Raw genomic sequence first — 14,250 nt, 5'->3', positions numbered from 1 at the left:
ATCTGGGCGCAAAGATCAAAAGCCCGCCCTCACCCTAACCCTCTCCCCGAGGGAGAGGGGACTGATCGATGTGTCCTTTTGAGTTACGCCGACGTGATACACCGAGCCGTACTCAGGTTCCGACGCAGCATAGGCCGGCTCTCGGACTTGAGATCAAAACGAACCTTTCAGGTCGATGTAACTCGTGAAAACACCTCGGTAGGCTCCCTCTCCCTCCGGGAGAGGGCTGGGGTGAGGGGGCTCTTGATTTCGCCGCAAAAACCGAACTTGCCCGCGATTTACCGATCAGTTCCTTACAGGTTCAACCAAGGGAGCTCTGCGTTTTGACCAGGTTCAGGATCGCGATTCTATTGGGGGCATTGCTGTTGTTCGGCGGCCATGCAGTGCAAGCCGCCAGCCTGCCGGGCGTTCCGGCGGCCAGTGAAGAGCCGGCCAAACCGGAACCGATCGTGCAGGGCGGACTGCTCGGCGCCATCAGTTCCAGCATCGACGACGTGCAGGACAAACTCGATCTCAACGAGCATCTGGTCGACGCCTGGCGCCTGCGCGCCGACCGGGCGGCGGATGAAGTCGACAGGCTGGTCAACCAACCCTCGAACCGCTCCGGCTGGAGCGTGGCGGGGGATTTCCTGATGCTCTCCGGCGTGTGGCTGGGCACGTTTGCCGTATTGACGGTGCTCGGTAGCGTGCTGGGCAAACGCCTGCGGGAAGGGCGCTGGCTGCGCACCCGCCAGCGCAGTCAAGACCTGCTCGGTTACCTGTTGCCGTACACGCTGCCCGCACTGATCTGTCTGCCGCTGACCCTGTACGTCAGCCATTTTCTGTCGGCCTCGGTCGGTCGCGCGCTGGCGCTGTGTTTTGCCTACGCCACCAGCAGCGGGATATTTTCCACGTCGATGCTGTTGTGTGTGGTGGTGATGTTCAACACCGGCCACAAGCGCCGCGCCGTGCAGATCATTCGCGACTACTGCCCGAAACCGCTGTTCCTGATCGGTTTTCTCGCCGCCCTCAGCGATGCCCTGACCAGCCCGCAGATCGCCCGGCAACTGGGCGGCAACATCACCAGCAGCATCGCGGTGTTCACCGGTCTGCTGGCGTCGATCATCTTCGGTCTGCTGGTGATTCGCCTGCGCCGACCGGTGGCGCACCTGATCCGCAATCGCCCGCTGGCCCAGCGTCTGAAACAGCCGTCGTTGCAGGAGTCGCTGCGGATTTTTTCCGGGCTCTGGTACTGGCCGATCGTGCTGATGGTGCTGGTCTCTGCGGTCAATCTGATCGGCATCGGCGAGGACAATCAAAAGGCCCTGCGTTGTGCGCTGTTCACCACGGTGCTGCTGATCGGCACGGTGTTTCTCAGCACCGTGCTGCAACACCTGTTCAAGTCGCGCAAGGCCGAGGCGATCCAGCGCAGCAGTGCCTACAAGGAGCGTTTCCTCAGCCTGTTGCATGCGTTGCTGCGGATCGTCATCGCGATTGCATTCATCGACATTCTCGGGCGGATCTGGGGCGTGTCGCTGCTCGACTTCGCGCAAAGCAGCACGGTCGGTCGGGCGATCAGCAATGCCCTGAGCAGCATCGGCCTGATCTTCCTCGTGACATGGCTGCTGTGGGTGGTGCTCGACACGGCGATTCAGGAAGCGCTGAAACCACCGGTCAGCAAACGCTCGGCGCGCCAGCCCAGCACCCGGGTGAAAACCATCCTGCCGCTGTTGCGCAACGCGATCAAAATCATCCTGGTGGTGATCTGCGCGATCACCACCATGGCCAATCTCGGGATCAACGTCGCGCCGCTGCTGGCGGGTGCCGGGGTGGTCGGCCTGGCCATCGGTTTCGGCTCGCAGCAACTGGTGCAGGACGTGATTACCGGGCTGTTCATTATCATCGAAGACACCCTGTCGATCGGCGACTGGGTGGTGCTCGATTCCGGGCATGCCGGCACGGTCGAAGGCCTGACCATTCGCACCTTGCGCCTGCGCGACGGCAAGGGCTTTGTGCACTCGGTGCCGTTCGGTCAGATCAAGGCGGTGACCAACCAATCACGGCAGTTTGCGTTCGCGTTTTTCTCGGTGCAGTTCACCTATGACACCGATGTCGACAAGGCCATCGAGCTGATCCGCGAGGCGGGGGATTCGATTCGCGAAGATCCATTCCTCAAGTACAACCTGCAAGGGCCGCTGGATGTATTTGGCGTAGACAAGATGGACCTGAACGGCGTGGTGCTGACCGCGCAATTCCGCACGGTTTCCGGTGGGCAATATGCGGTGAGCCGCGCGTTCAACCAGCGTTTGAAAAAGCTTGTGGATAACAGCCCGTGGGTGCATTTCGCCCAGACTTATCCACAGCAGGTTTTGCTGCCCAAACGCCAGGAAGAAGAGGTGGCGCCGGCGCATTCGTCTGTAGTGTTGCCGGAGCAGGCGCGCACTCAGTGACGGGTCAGCCTGTTACGGATTTCGCTCATGGCGGTGGGGTCCAGCTCCACCCAGAATTGCTGTTTGCCCGCGACCTCGGCAGCGACCGGCAAGCCGTCGCGATACACCAGCCTATTGCTCGCCAGCGCCGGCACTTTCGCGCCCGGTAACAAGGTGCCGGCGAGGTTCAGCGGATCGACGCCGCACACCGCAATCAGGCTGCCGTCATGGGGGCGACGGCGGACTTCGCGCAACAGCGGAATCGCCTCGGGCAGGGCGAATTGCTCGCCGGCCAGACCGCTGACAAACCGCCCGCCACGAATCTCGCCCCGGGCCTCCAGTCGATGGAACGTACGCAACAGTTCGCGCCAGCTCGGCAACCAGCCGGCCTCACGTTCCAGCAGGCGCCAGAACACCACGCCATAGCGGCGCAACAAAGTCATTGCGACGTGTTCAAGTGTTTCAGGCGACGCTGTTTGACGGTTTTCCATAACCGCCCCGCGACGCAATAACGCCCAGCGCCCGGCATCGTCCATGCCGCCGACAAACGCCCCGCGCCCCCGCCGACTGCTGCGCTGCTGGCGCTTGCTCGCTGGGGTGATCAGCGCCCGCAATCCGGCGAAGCTGTCGGCATTTACCAGACCGGCGCCGACCAGTTCCTGCAAGGCGATTTCCAGCTCGGTGCGCAGCAGGTGCGCTTCATGAATCAGCTCATCAAAAAACAGCGCGCCGTGCTGGCTCAGCGCGTCGAAAACCTTGCGGGTTTTGGGCGACAGTTCGCTGACCGGCGTCTGCTCGGCCAGTGCACTCCACAAGCCGACCTGACTGCGCGGCAGCAACACGATCGGCGTGCTGCGCAACGCCGTGCCGCTGATGTTTTGTCGGGCGCTGAGTCGCGTCCATACCAGCTTGCCGTTGCGGCAAAGATCGTCCAGCCAGCTCGGTGAATAGTCCTTGAGCCGCGCCGGAAGGAGGTCGCTGTCCCAGGCCGAAGCCGCAGCCGGATAGCCTTCGAGCTGGCCGACAATCGCTGGCAACACCACGCTGCCCTGACCACGGGTGGACAGGGACAAGTGCTGCCAGTCGAACAGAAACCGCATGAAATCCTGCAACGCCACCGGCTCGATTTCCCGGCGCAGACGCTTGACCGTGTAGCGATGAATGCGCGCCAGCAGATGCCGCTCGCACCATTCCTCAACGGTCGATCCCGGCGTGAACTGGCCGCGCAGTACATAACCTTCGCGCTCCAGATGAGCGAGGGCTTGATGAACAGAGGCCGGCATCAAGGCCAGGGGTTCGGCAATCGCCGCCAGCGGTAGCGGGCCGAATGCGCCGAGTCGCGCGCGGATGACTTCGATTATTGCGTCATCGGCTGCCCATGGTTCGTCGAAACCGGGCAGCGCGGTGAGTGCCGACTGTGCCTGTGGATAAACCGCTTGCAGACAGGTCAGGCGTTCTCTCGCCAGCCACAGTGAATGTTCGGGATCGATCTGCAACTGGCAGGCTCGCCCGGTCTCGGCCAGGGCATTCAGCCAGTCGCGCCACTGCGGATTGACCTCGACTTCACGGTCGCTGATGCAGGCCAGGCTCATCAGCGCTTCGTGCATTTCATCGGCACTGTTCGGCGTCGGCCACGCTTCTTCGCGCACGGCTTCGATCGCATCGGCGTCCAGCGCGCCGAGGTCATCGGTGGATTGCGGATCGCTCCAGCGGCGGTTGAGCACAGCCTGGGTGCGCCGCTCTTCCAGCGGCGCATCGTCGAGAAAGGTGTAGGGGCGGGCGCTGAGGATTTCCGCCGCCAGCGGCGAGGGTGCCGGCAGGTCACGGGCGATCAGGCGCACTTCGCCAAGCTCCATGCGCCGCAGGAGTTCGAGCCAGCCTTCGCTGTCCATCGCCTCGTGCAGGCAATCGTCGAGGGTCTGTTCCACCAGCGGATGCTCGGGAATTTCCCGTTCACCGGCGAGGTTTTCCAGGCAGGCGATCTGATCAGGAAACACATTGGCGATCAGGTCTTCGCTTTTCATCCGCTGCAATTGCGGTGCGACCTTGCGCCCGCCCGTGTAACGCGGCAGGGCCAGCGCCACACCAGCATTCCAGCGCCAGCGCACACCGAACAGCGGTGCATCCAGCACGGCTTGAATCAGAATGTGCTCGGCGCTGTTGCTGTGCAGATAACGCCAGACTTCGTCGAGTTCGAAACTGTGGCTGGTGGACAGCGACAGCACGATCGCGTCTTCGCTGGCGGCGGCCTGCAATTCGAAGTTGAAGGTGCGGCAGAAACGCTTGCGCAGGGCCAGGCCCCAGGCTCGGTTGATGCGGCTGCCGAACGGCGAATGAATGATCAGCTGGGTGCCGCCGGACTCGTCGAAAAACCGCTCCATCAGCAGCGTGTCCCGCGACGGCAAGGCGCCGAGGGCGAGGCGGGCGCGGGCCAGGTAATCCACCAGTTGCTCGGCGCTGGCCAGGTTCAGGCCGAGGGTGCCGGTCAGCCAGTCGAGGGCCGGTTGCAGGTTGCCGGGGCTGGCGCTGAGCAATTGATCGAGCTGCGCATGCAGGCGCGCCACGGCCGCCGACAATTCGTCGCTGCGCCCCGGTGCTTCGCCGAGCCAGAACGGGATGGTCGGCGGCTGACCCTGGGCATCTTCGACCCGCACCTTGCCGGTTTCCACCCGCAGGATGCGATAGGAGGCGTTGCCGAGCTGGAACACGTCGCCGGCAATGCTTTCCACGGCGAAGTCTTCGTTGACGCTGCCGATGTTCAGGCCCTGGGGTTCGAGCAATACGCTGTAGTCGGCGTTGTCGGGGATGGTGCCGCCGCTGGTGACGGCGGTCAGCCGAGCGCCGCGTCGTCCGCGCAGGGTTCGGCTCACGGCGTCGCGATGCAGGTAGGCGCTGCGGATGCCCTGACGGCCGTTGTAGCCTTCGGCGAGCATGCTCAGCAGCGCTTGATAATGTTTTTCGTCGAGGCGGGCGTAGGGTTCGGCCCGGCGGAAGAGCGCGAGCAAATCGTCCTCGGCCCACTCCTGGCAACTGACCTCGGCGATGATCTGCTGCGCCAGTACATCCAGCGGCGCTTCGGGGATGTGCAACGTATCGAGTTCACCGCGGCGCACGCAGTCGAGCAGCGCGGCGCATTCGATCAAGTCATCGCGAGTGGTGGCGAACAGGCGCCCCTTGGGTGTGCCGCCGACCTGGTGTCCGGAGCGGCCGACTCGTTGCAGAAACCCGGCAATCGAGCGCGGCGAGGCGATCTGGCAAACCAGGTCGACTTCGCCGATGTCGATCCCCAGTTCCAGCGATGCGGTGGCGATCAGCACTTGCAGTTCGCCACGCTTGAGCCGCTGCTCGGCGTCGAGGCGAAACTCCTTGGCCAGACTGCCGTGGTGCGCCGCCACCGCGTGTTTGCCGAGGCGTTCGCTCAGGTGCCGGCTCAGGCGTTCAGCCAGACGTCGGGTGTTGACGAAAATCAGCGTGGTGCGGTGTTCCCGGGCCAGCGTGGCGAGGCGGTCGTAGACCAGTTCCCAGACATCATTGGCCATCACGGCTGACAACGGCACCGGCGGCACTTCGATGCCCAGATCCCGTGGGCGCGCGTGGCCGATGTCGATGATTTCGCAGGGGCGTTCATGGCCGACCAAAAAACGCGCCACCGCATCGATCGGTTTCTGTGTGGCCGACAGACCGATGCGGGTCAGTGGGTCAGGACACAGCGCCTGCAAGCGTTCGAGGCTCAAGGCCAGGTGGCTGCCGCGTTTGCCAGCGGCGATGGCATGGATTTCATCGACGATCACCGTGCGCGTGGTGCCGAGCATTTTTCGGCCGGACTCGGAGCCGAGCAGCACGTAAAGCGATTCCGGGGTGGTCACCAGAATGTGCGGCGCAATCTTGCGCATGGCGGCGCGGTCTTTCTGCGGGGTGTCGCCGGTGCGCACGGCGGTGGTGATTTCCAGTGCCGGCAGATCCATTTGGCGCAGCTGGTCGGTAATCCCCGCCAGCGGATTCTGCAGGTTGATGCGAATGTCGTTGGACAACGCCTTGAGCGGCGAAACGTAGACCACCAGGGTTTCGTCCGGCAGACCGTCCGGGGTTTCCAGGCCACGGTGGACCAGATCGTCGAGCACCGCGAGAAATGCGGTGAGGGTCTTGCCGGAGCCGGTGGGCGCGGCGATCAGCGTCGAGCGGCGCTGGCGGATCAACGGCCATGCGCGGGCCTGGGCGGCGGTCACCGTCGGGAATGTGCTGCTGAACCAGGCGCTGACGGCGGGGTGGAAGCCTGCCAGGGCCGCGTCCTTGGGGAGGGGCAGATTCATGACTTCAGTTATGCGGGTGGGCGGGCGAAGTTGCAAGTACCGCTCGGGATCTACACTTTACGGGTGACGGTTGCGCACTAAACCCGCAAAATGCAACGATTCCGGCAATTATCGACGACGCTGTACCAAACATCGTCGCCAAAGCCATCGTTCCAATCAGACTGGGCCTGCTGACTCTATGCGAATGCGCCTTATGTTACTGGGCGGCGGAAATGCCCTTGGGCAGGCGCTGATTCGCCTCGGTGCAGAGGAAGACATCGGTTTCCTCGCCCCCCGCCCGCCCGAAGACGGCTGGGATGCCGCGAGCCTGACCCAATTGCTCGACGACACCCGTCCCGATGCATTGATCAACCTTGCCTACTATTTCGACTGGTTCCAGGCCGAGGCCGTCAGCGAAAGCCGTCTGGCCGGGCAGGAACGCGCCATCGAGCGATTGGCCGAACTGTGCCAGCACCACAACATCGTGCTGGTGCAGCCGTCCAGTTATCGAGTGTTCGACGGTTCCCGCGCCACCGCCTACAGCGAAAAGGACGAGCCAGTGCCGTTGGGCCTGCGCGGTCAGGCCCTGTGGCGGATCGAGCAGAGCGTACGCGCCACCTGCCCGCAACACGTGCTGCTGCGCTTTGGCTGGCTGCTCGACGACAGCCCGGAAGGCACCCTCGGGCGCTTCCTGGCCCGCGCCGAACAACCGGAAGAATTGCTGCTGGCCGATGACCGTCGTGGCAATCCGACCCCGGTTGACGATGCGGCGCGGGTGATCATTTCGGTGCTCAAGCAACTCGATTGCGCCGCGCCGCTGTGGGGCACTTACCACTACGCCGGCCACGAGGCGACCACGCCGCTGGCGCTGGGCCAGGCGATTCTCACCGAAGCGCGCGGCCTGCACCCGCTGGCCATCGAAGCCCCGACCGCCCAGGCCCACGCCGCGCGGCCGGATGCCGCCGAAGAACCGCAACACGCGGTACTCGCCTGCAAGAAAATTCTGCACACCTTCGGGATCAAGCCGCGCGCCTGGCGTGCCGCGCTCCCGGGCTTACTGGATAGGTTTTATCGTCATGGCTGAAAGCCCTGTTCTCATCACCGGCGGCGCCGGTTTCATCGGCTCGCACCTGACTGACGCGCTGCTTGCCAAGGGGCATTCGGTGCGGATCATCGATGATCTGTCGACCGGCAAGCGCAGCAATCTGCCGCTGGACAATCCCAAGGTCGAACTGATCGTCGGCGATGTGGCCGACGCCGCTCTGGTCGCGCAAGCGATGCAGGGATGCAGCGCTGTCGCCCATCTGGCCGCCGTGGCTTCGGTGCAGGCGTCGGTGGACGATCCGGTGAAAACCCACCAGAGCAATTTCATCGGCACGCTGAACGTCTGCGAAGCCATGCGCGAGGCCGGCGTCAAACGCGTGCTGTACGCCTCCAGCGCAGCCGTCTACGGCAACAATGGCGAAGGCGAGTCGATTGACGAAGACACGCCCAAAGCGCCGCTGACGCCTTACGCGTCGGACAAACTGGCCGGCGAGCAGTACTTCGATTTCTATCGCCGCCAGCACGGTCTGGAACCGGCGATCTTCCGATTCTTCAACATCTTCGGCCCGCGTCAGGATCCGTCCTCGCCGTACTCCGGGGTGATCAGCATTTTCAGCGAACGCGCGCAGAAAGGCCTGCCGATCACCGTGTTCGGCGATGGCGAGCAGACCCGGGATTTCATGTACGTCGAAGACCTGGTCGACGTGCTGGTGCAGGCGATCGAAAAGCCGCAAGTGGACGTCGGTGCGGTGAACGTCGGCTGGAATCAGGCGACCAATCTCAAGCAGATGCTGGCCGCGCTCGAAGCGGTGGTCGGCGAATTGCCGCCCGTCAGCTACGGCCCGGCGCGCTCCGGTGACATCCGCCATTCGCGGGCGAACAACGGTCGGTTGCTTGAGCGATTCAAGTGCCCGACGCCAACACCGATGAACGTCGGCCTGGCCCGTCTGCTCGGTCGCTGAGCTTCTCGCAGACATGAAAAAGGCGCCTTTTGACAGGCGCCTTTTTCACGGCCGGAATTCGGGTTTCACACCGGTTTCCTGTAGCGAGGGAGCTTGCTCCCCGGTCGATGGCGTAACATCGCCGTCAGTTCTGAGCCTGCCCGCCACCAAGCCTCATTCACCACCACGTGAACGTCCTTTGATTGCTGCTTAGAACTTGTAGCCCAGACCGACCATGTACACAAATGGATCGACGTCGACATTCACTTTTGCGCGAGTGCCCGGTGCCACGGCGTTGTTCTCGACGGTGGCGCGGGTGTCGATGTCGATGTAGCGCACCTGGGCGTTGAGCATGATGTTGTCGGTCAGCATGTAGTCGGCGCCGACCTGCCAGGCCAGGCCCCAGGAGTTTTTCGCCTTGAAGTTGCTGAAGCCGTTGGACTGGGCTTCGCTGCCGACGTGCTCGTCGTAGATCCAGGTGTAGTTGATGCCACCGCCGATGTACGGCTGGAAGGCCGATTTGGCGTCCAGCGGGTAGTAGACGACGCTCAGGGTCGGCGGCAGGTGTTTCAGGGTGCCGAGCTTGCCGTTGGCGGCTGGCAGGGCAGTGCCCTTGAGCTTCACGTCATGTTCGAACGGGGACGCGGCCAACAGCTCGATACCGATGTTGTTGGTCAGCATGTAGGCGAAGTTCAGACCCAGTTGGGTGTCGCTGCTCATGGTCGCCTTGCCGCCCAGGTTGGTGCCGCTCAGCGGACCCTGATCGACCTTGACGCTGGAGCTGTCGGCCTTCGGGTTGACGGTGATCGCACCGGCACGAACGATGATGTCGCCGGCTTCGTGGGCGTGGGCGAGCGGGGCTGCGAGCGCGAGGGCAAACAGCGAGGCGCTGAGCAAGGACTTGTTCATGGAAGCTCCCAAAGGACGTTAAAAATGTTTGATGTCCTATGGTACGAATCCGTCTGATACGGTCTTTTGACTCAGCTCAATGAAACAGTGATGGGCAGTTTTTTTGTGGAACCTTTGCTCGCAAAGCCGATGGAGCGGGCTATAACTGACTGCCGGAGTTACTCCGGCAGCTCATAGACGTAAATCTTGTCCGCTTCCATCTGATACCCGGCATCAGCCAGTTCGCTGGTGGACTGCTTGACCTGCAATGGTCCCTCCACCCAGTAAGGCTGATACAGCTCGTCGAGCTTCACGCCGAGTTCGCTTTTCACGTGCACGATCTGGTTCGACGGCGGTGGCGGCACGTGGATGCAGGCGCCGAAGTACGGCACCAGCAGGAAGTCCGTGGTGCGACCTTCCTCGCTGACTTCCAGCGGCACGATGTAACCCGGCAGGCGAATGTTCTGGCCGTCGAGGCTTTGCACCACAGGGGCGTTAGGCATGTCCTGTTTCGCCGCTGGTGCCGATTCGGCGGACAGCGCGTCGCTCATCTTCGACAGGTCATGCAGCGGCGTCATGTTCGGCACTTCGGGCGCCGCGTCCGGCGGGATCATCTCCGACCAGGTCAGGTCTTTCGGCGTCGCCGCCCACACGGGCAGGGCGACCAGCAACAGCAGCGCAAGCACGGCGCGGGGCATGGTGAACATCCTCATAAACGGATCGACAGGCCATCGGCCAAAGATTGGCGATACGCGCGCCAGGCCGGCACGCTGCCCATCAGCAGCGCGGCAGCCAGAATGCCACCGAGCAGCGTCCATTCATACTCGCTTGGCCACGCCAGCGGCAGATACAGCCCGTAATTGGCCTGCACATAACCCTGAGCAGCGGCGATGCCGAGGTACAACAACGCCAGCCCGGCGATCACCCCGGTCAGCGCCAGAGCGAACGCTTCCAGCACCAGCAGGCTCGCGATATGCCACGGCCGCGCGCCCACCGAACGCAGGATCGCCATCTCGCGACGGCGTTCGTTGAGGCTGGTGAGAATCGCCGTGAGCATGCCGATCAACCCGGTCAACACCACGAACAGCGAGACCACGAACAGCGCTTTTTCAGCGGTGCTCATCAGGCTCCACAACTCCTGCAAGGCCACACCCGGCAGAATCGCCAGCATCGGCTCGCCGCGGAATTCGTTGATCTCCCGTTGCAGGGCGAAGGTCGAAATCTTGCTGTTGAGGCCGAGCATGAACGCGGTGATCGCTTGCGGCGTCAGGTCCATGTTGCGCGCCTGATCGGCGCTGATCCGGCCGTTGCCACGGGCCGGCACGCCGTTGTGCCAGTCGATGTGGATCGCCTCCATGCCGCCGAGGCTGATGTGCAGCGTGCGGTCCACCGGGGTGCCGGTGCGCTTGAGAATCCCGACCACGGTGAACGGTTTGTCATCGTGCTTGACCAGACTGATCGTCGCCACGCCGTGGGCCAGCACCAGTTTGTCGCCGAGCTTGTAATGCAGCGCCTCGGCCACTTCGGCACCGAGCACCACTTCGAACGGATCGGTGGCGAAGGCGCGGCCGTCCGCCAGTTCCAGATGCTGCTGGCGACCGTACTGGTAATGCTCGAAATAGGCTTCGGTGGTGCCCATCACCCGGTAGCCGCGATGGGAATCGCCGAGGGACATCGGAATTGCCCACTTCACCTTCGGATTGCTGGCGAAGTGTTCGAAGCTGTCCCAGCGGATGTTGTTGGTGGCGTTGCCGATGCGAAACACCGAATACAGCAACAGGTTCACCGAGCCGGAACGGGCGCCGACGATCAGGTCGGTGCCGCTGATGGTGCTGGCGAAACTGGCCTTGGCTTCGGTGCGCACCCGCTCAACCGCCAGCAGCAGGCAGACAGAAAGCGCGATGGCGAAAGCGGTGAGCAGGGCAGTGAAACGCCGGTTGGCGAGGCTGGCCATGGCCAGACGGAACAGATACATCTCAGACCTCGGCAGACGTGGCGGCGCGATTGAGTTCGGCCAGGGACAGGTGACGGTCGAACAGCGGCGCCAGGCTCTGGTCGTGGCTGACGAACAACAGGCTCGAGCCGGCTTCGCGGCACTCGGCGAACAGCAGGCGAATGAAGTTTTCCCGGGCGTCGTAATCCAGTGCCGAGGTCGGTTCGTCGGCGATCACCAGTTCCGGTTGCCCGATCAATGCGCGCGCTGCGGCGACCCGCTGTTGCTGACCGATCGACAGCGAATCGGCGCGGCGACTCAGGATGCTTTCGTCCTTCAAACCCAGGTGGGCGAGCAGGGTGGCGGCGGCCTGATCGACGCTGCCGTGACGCTGCTTCGCACGTTCGGCCCGCAGCTTCGAAAAATGGCACGGCAGCTCGACGTTCTCGCGCACCGAGAGAAACGGCAGCAGGTTGAACTGCTGGAAAATGTAGCCGGTGTGATCGACGCGAAAGCGATCACGGGCGCCGGCACCCAGCTCGGTCAGCTCCTGGCCGAGCAGGCGAATGCTGCCGCGACCGGGTTTCTGCACCCCGCCGAGCAGGCCGAGCAGGGTGGTCTTGCCGCTGCCGCTGGGGCCCTTGAGGAACAGGGTTTCGCCGGCTTCCAGGCGAAACGCCGGGATGTCCAGCAGCGGCGGGTGACCGGGCCAGTTGAAGCCCAGGTCGGACAGTTCGATGAGTGCTTGGGTCATGGCGCCGTTTCGTGTCAGAACTTCAGGGCGGCGGCCTTGGCCGTCACTTCCGTGCCTTGCTGGCCGCTCGGGCTGATCAGTTGTACCTGAATTTTCTGGGTGGCCGGGAAGGTATTGAACAGGTTCGCCAGGTCCAGGGTTTTCAACGCGCCCGGCGCCGCGCAGCTGAACTGGTAGTGGGCGTGGATTTCGCTGTGGTCGTGATGATGCTCGTGACCGTCCTTGCCGGCTTCCTCTTCGTCGTGGTCGTCGGCATCCGGCTTGTCGCCGAACAGCGGGCTTTCCAGTTCCTGGCTGGTGACCTTGCAACCGGCGGCGGCCGGCAGGCTGAACAGCGCCAGCGGTTTTTCCAGCTGCGCACGAGCGGCTGCGACCTTGGCCTTGTCGGCATCGCTGGTGGCGACGTGTTCAAAACCCACGAGGTTCATCGCCGGGCTTTCCAGCTCCAGTTCCAGAGTCTGGCCATCGAGTGCAGCGTTCAGGCGACCGACGCCATGTTCGTGGGCACCGAGGCTGCCGTGCTCATGGTCGTGATCATGCTCATCGGCAGCATGGGCGATGGCCAGCGGCAACAGGGCAAACGGCAAAGCGAGCAGCAGACGACGCATGGCGGTCTCCGGGAAGTAAAGTGAAGAGTTTGTTATGTAATCTTATAACGAAAGTGCGCAGAGTTTGCCCGCCCGCTTGGCGTTACACAAGTCCCATGGGAGCATGCAGGTCAGAAATGTGCGGGAGCGAAGCTTATGTTGCGGATACGCGGAACCGTCGGCGAATTGCCGGTGGATTTGACTCTGGAACTGGATGAAAGCGACTGGGCGCGGCTCGGTGCGCAGTTTGGCGTGCAGGTGCAGACGGCCCAGCCGCAGACAGCAGCGGCGGCGCCTGTGGCGAAACCGGTGAATCAGGATGACGCGTTGTGGCAGGTCGCCAGGGATCTGTTGCGCAAGGCCGGACAACTCAGCGGCCCGGAGTTGCTGGATCAACTCGAAGGACTGACCGGTAGCGCAGTGGCGGGCAAACGCTTGCTGGTGCGCCTGCGTCATTCGGCCGATGTGAAAGTGCTGAGCGGCGGGGATACGCCGCTCTACAGCTGGGTCGAGTAAGCGCTTAGTACAACGCCGCAAACACCTTGCGCCGGTAAGCGGTCACCAGCGGGTGATCGTTGCCCAGCAGTTCGAAGACTTGCAGCAAGGTCTTGTGCGGCAGACCTTCGCCGTAGCTGCGGTTGCGGATGAACAGCTTGAGCAATGCGTCCAGCGCCGCTTCGTATTGCTGACGGGCCAGTTGCTGGATCGCCAGTTGATACACCGCTTCATCGTCCTGCGGGTTCTGCGCCAGACGGCTTTTCAGGTCGGCGGCATCCGGCAGGTCGCGGGCCAGACCAAGGAACTTGATCTGCGCCTTGGCTCCGGCCAGCGCAGCCTTGTGCTCGTCGCTCTTGACCGCGTCGAGCACGGTTTGCGCTTCGCCCAGCTCACCGCGTTCGGTCAGGCAGCGAGCGTAGAGGATCAGCGCCTTGGCGTTGGTGTTGTCTTCGCCCAGCAGCGTAACCAGTGTCGCTTCCGCGTCGGCGTAACGGCCTTCGTCAAACAGTGCCTGAGCCTGTTCGAACGGATCGGCGGCGGACGGCGCGGGCATCTGCACATGCGGTTCGAGCAGGGCGCGCACGGCGGATTCCGGTTGCGCACCGGCAAACCCGTCCACCGGTTGACCGTCCTTGAACAGCACCACGGTCGGCAGGCTGCGGATGCCGAAACGGGCGACGATGTCCTGCTCGATATCGCAATTGACCTTGGCCAGCAGCAACTCGCCCTGATAGCTCTCGGCGATCCCTTGCAGCATCGGCATCAGCGCCTTGCACGGCGCACACCATTCGGCCCAGAAATCCACCAGCACCGGTTTTTGAAAGGAAGCCTCGATCACCGACTGGTCGAAGTCGGCCGTCGTGGCGTCGAAGATGTACGGCGTTTGCTGACTCATGGGGTATCTCGTA

11 protein-coding genes are annotated in these 14,250 nt (G+C 63.3%); 4 read left to right on the top strand and 7 right to left on the bottom strand.

Annotation, left to right across the window (positions count from 1 at the left end):
* Nucleotides 1–323 precede the first annotated feature (323 nt).
* Nucleotides 324–2,429 carry a mechanosensitive ion channel family protein gene (locus tag PMI24_RS15775; protein WP_007955600.1) on the top strand — a complete coding sequence of 702 codons (2,106 nt, stop codon included), beginning with the start codon at nucleotides 324–326 and terminating at the stop codon, nucleotides 2,427–2,429.
* Here the strand turns inward: PMI24_RS15775 and PMI24_RS15770 are convergent.
* A complete protein-coding gene (locus tag PMI24_RS15770) occupies nucleotides 2,423–6,718 on the bottom strand; it encodes a DEAD/DEAH box helicase (RefSeq protein ID WP_007955599.1) in 4,296 nt (1,431 codons plus the stop codon). The two genes, PMI24_RS15775 and PMI24_RS15770, sit on opposite strands and share 7 nt — an antisense overlap.
* Nucleotides 6,719–6,896: 178 nt before the next feature.
* Here PMI24_RS15770 and PMI24_RS15765 point away from each other — a divergent pair, with 178 nt between their 5' ends.
* Complete coding sequence (locus PMI24_RS15765; protein ID WP_045121788.1) at nucleotides 6,897–7,781, top strand: sugar nucleotide-binding protein; 885 nt, start codon at nucleotides 6,897–6,899, stop codon at nucleotides 7,779–7,781.
* On the top strand, nucleotides 7,774–8,703 hold the full coding sequence (locus tag PMI24_RS15760; RefSeq protein ID WP_007955594.1) for an NAD-dependent epimerase/dehydratase family protein: 930 nt from the start codon (nucleotides 7,774–7,776) through the stop codon (nucleotides 8,701–8,703). Before PMI24_RS15765 ends, PMI24_RS15760 begins: the two co-directional genes overlap by 8 nt.
* Before the next feature lie 189 nt (nucleotides 8,704–8,892).
* On the opposite strand, the gene PMI24_RS15755 is transcribed toward PMI24_RS15760, so the two are convergent.
* The 5 genes from PMI24_RS15755 to PMI24_RS15735 all read right to left on the bottom strand — a co-directional run bounded on the left by PMI24_RS15755 (nucleotide 8,893) and on the right by PMI24_RS15735 (nucleotide 12,865).
* Entirely contained in the window at nucleotides 8,893–9,591 is a 699-nt protein-coding gene (locus PMI24_RS15755) for an OmpW/AlkL family protein (RefSeq protein WP_007955593.1), read from the bottom strand.
* Nucleotides 9,592–9,749: 158 nt separating this feature from the next.
* The gene (locus PMI24_RS15750) at nucleotides 9,750–10,268 is read right to left on the bottom strand and encodes a DUF3299 domain-containing protein (protein WP_007955591.1); all 519 of its coding nucleotides are present in this window, start codon (nucleotides 10,266–10,268) and stop codon (nucleotides 9,750–9,752) included.
* Between the two features lie 11 nt (nucleotides 10,269–10,279).
* On the bottom strand, nucleotides 10,280–11,545 hold the full coding sequence (locus PMI24_RS15745) for an ABC transporter permease (RefSeq protein WP_007955589.1): 1,266 nt from the start codon (nucleotides 11,543–11,545) through the stop codon (nucleotides 10,280–10,282).
* A gap of 1 nt (nucleotide 11,546) precedes the next feature.
* Nucleotides 11,547–12,257, bottom strand: coding sequence for an ABC transporter ATP-binding protein (locus tag PMI24_RS15740; RefSeq protein WP_007955587.1), 711 nt, complete (start codon nucleotides 12,255–12,257; stop codon nucleotides 11,547–11,549).
* A 14-nt stretch (nucleotides 12,258–12,271) separates the two neighbouring features.
* Entirely contained in the window at nucleotides 12,272–12,865 is a 594-nt protein-coding gene (locus PMI24_RS15735; RefSeq protein WP_007955585.1) for a DUF2796 domain-containing protein, read from the bottom strand.
* Nucleotides 12,866–13,000: 135 nt separating this feature from the next.
* Between PMI24_RS15735 and PMI24_RS15730 the strand changes: the two genes are divergently transcribed.
* Nucleotides 13,001–13,360: a hypothetical protein gene (locus PMI24_RS15730; protein WP_007955583.1), complete on the top strand. Its 360-nt coding sequence runs from the start codon at nucleotides 13,001–13,003 to the stop codon at nucleotides 13,358–13,360.
* A gap of 4 nt (nucleotides 13,361–13,364) precedes the next feature.
* Here the strand turns inward: PMI24_RS15730 and trxA are convergent, their stop codons facing one another.
* Entirely contained in the window at nucleotides 13,365–14,237 is an 873-nt protein-coding gene (trxA, locus tag PMI24_RS15725; protein WP_007955581.1) for a thioredoxin, read from the bottom strand.
* Between the last annotated feature and the right edge of the window lie 13 nt (nucleotides 14,238–14,250).

Origin of the sequence: Pseudomonas sp. GM25 (assembly GCF_000282255.1) — a bacterium.
Classification (GTDB): Bacteria; Pseudomonadota; Gammaproteobacteria; order Pseudomonadales; family Pseudomonadaceae; genus Aquipseudomonas; species Aquipseudomonas aphyarum.
The sequence above is the reverse complement of the archived record's forward strand: the minus strand, read 5'-3'. Positions and strand labels throughout refer to the sequence as shown.

Bases quoted from the DNA above. Each gene is read 5' to 3' on its own strand.
- PMI24_RS15765 (WP_045121788.1), top strand. From the start codon at position 6,897: ATGCGAATGCGCCTTATGTTACTGGGCGGCGGAAATGCCCTTGGGCAG.
- PMI24_RS15750 (WP_007955591.1), bottom strand. From the start codon at position 10,268: ATGCCCCGCGCCGTGCTTGCGCTGCTGTTGCTGGTCGCCCTGCCCGTG.
- PMI24_RS15755 (WP_007955593.1), bottom strand. From the start codon at position 9,591: ATGAACAAGTCCTTGCTCAGCGCCTCGCTGTTTGCCCTCGCGCTCGCA.
- PMI24_RS15760 (WP_007955594.1), top strand. From the start codon at position 7,774: ATGGCTGAAAGCCCTGTTCTCATCACCGGCGGCGCCGGTTTCATCGGC.
- PMI24_RS15740 (WP_007955587.1), bottom strand. From the start codon at position 12,257: ATGACCCAAGCACTCATCGAACTGTCCGACCTGGGCTTCAACTGGCCC.
- PMI24_RS15770 (WP_007955599.1), bottom strand. From the start codon at position 6,718: ATGAATCTGCCCCTCCCCAAGGACGCGGCCCTGGCAGGCTTCCACCCC.
- PMI24_RS15735 (WP_007955585.1), bottom strand. From the start codon at position 12,865: ATGCGTCGTCTGCTGCTCGCTTTGCCGTTTGCCCTGTTGCCGCTGGCC.
- PMI24_RS15730 (WP_007955583.1), top strand. From the start codon at position 13,001: ATGTTGCGGATACGCGGAACCGTCGGCGAATTGCCGGTGGATTTGACT.
- PMI24_RS15745 (WP_007955589.1), bottom strand. From the start codon at position 11,545: ATGTATCTGTTCCGTCTGGCCATGGCCAGCCTCGCCAACCGGCGTTTC.
- trxA (WP_007955581.1), bottom strand. From the start codon at position 14,237: ATGAGTCAGCAAACGCCGTACATCTTCGACGCCACGACGGCCGACTTC.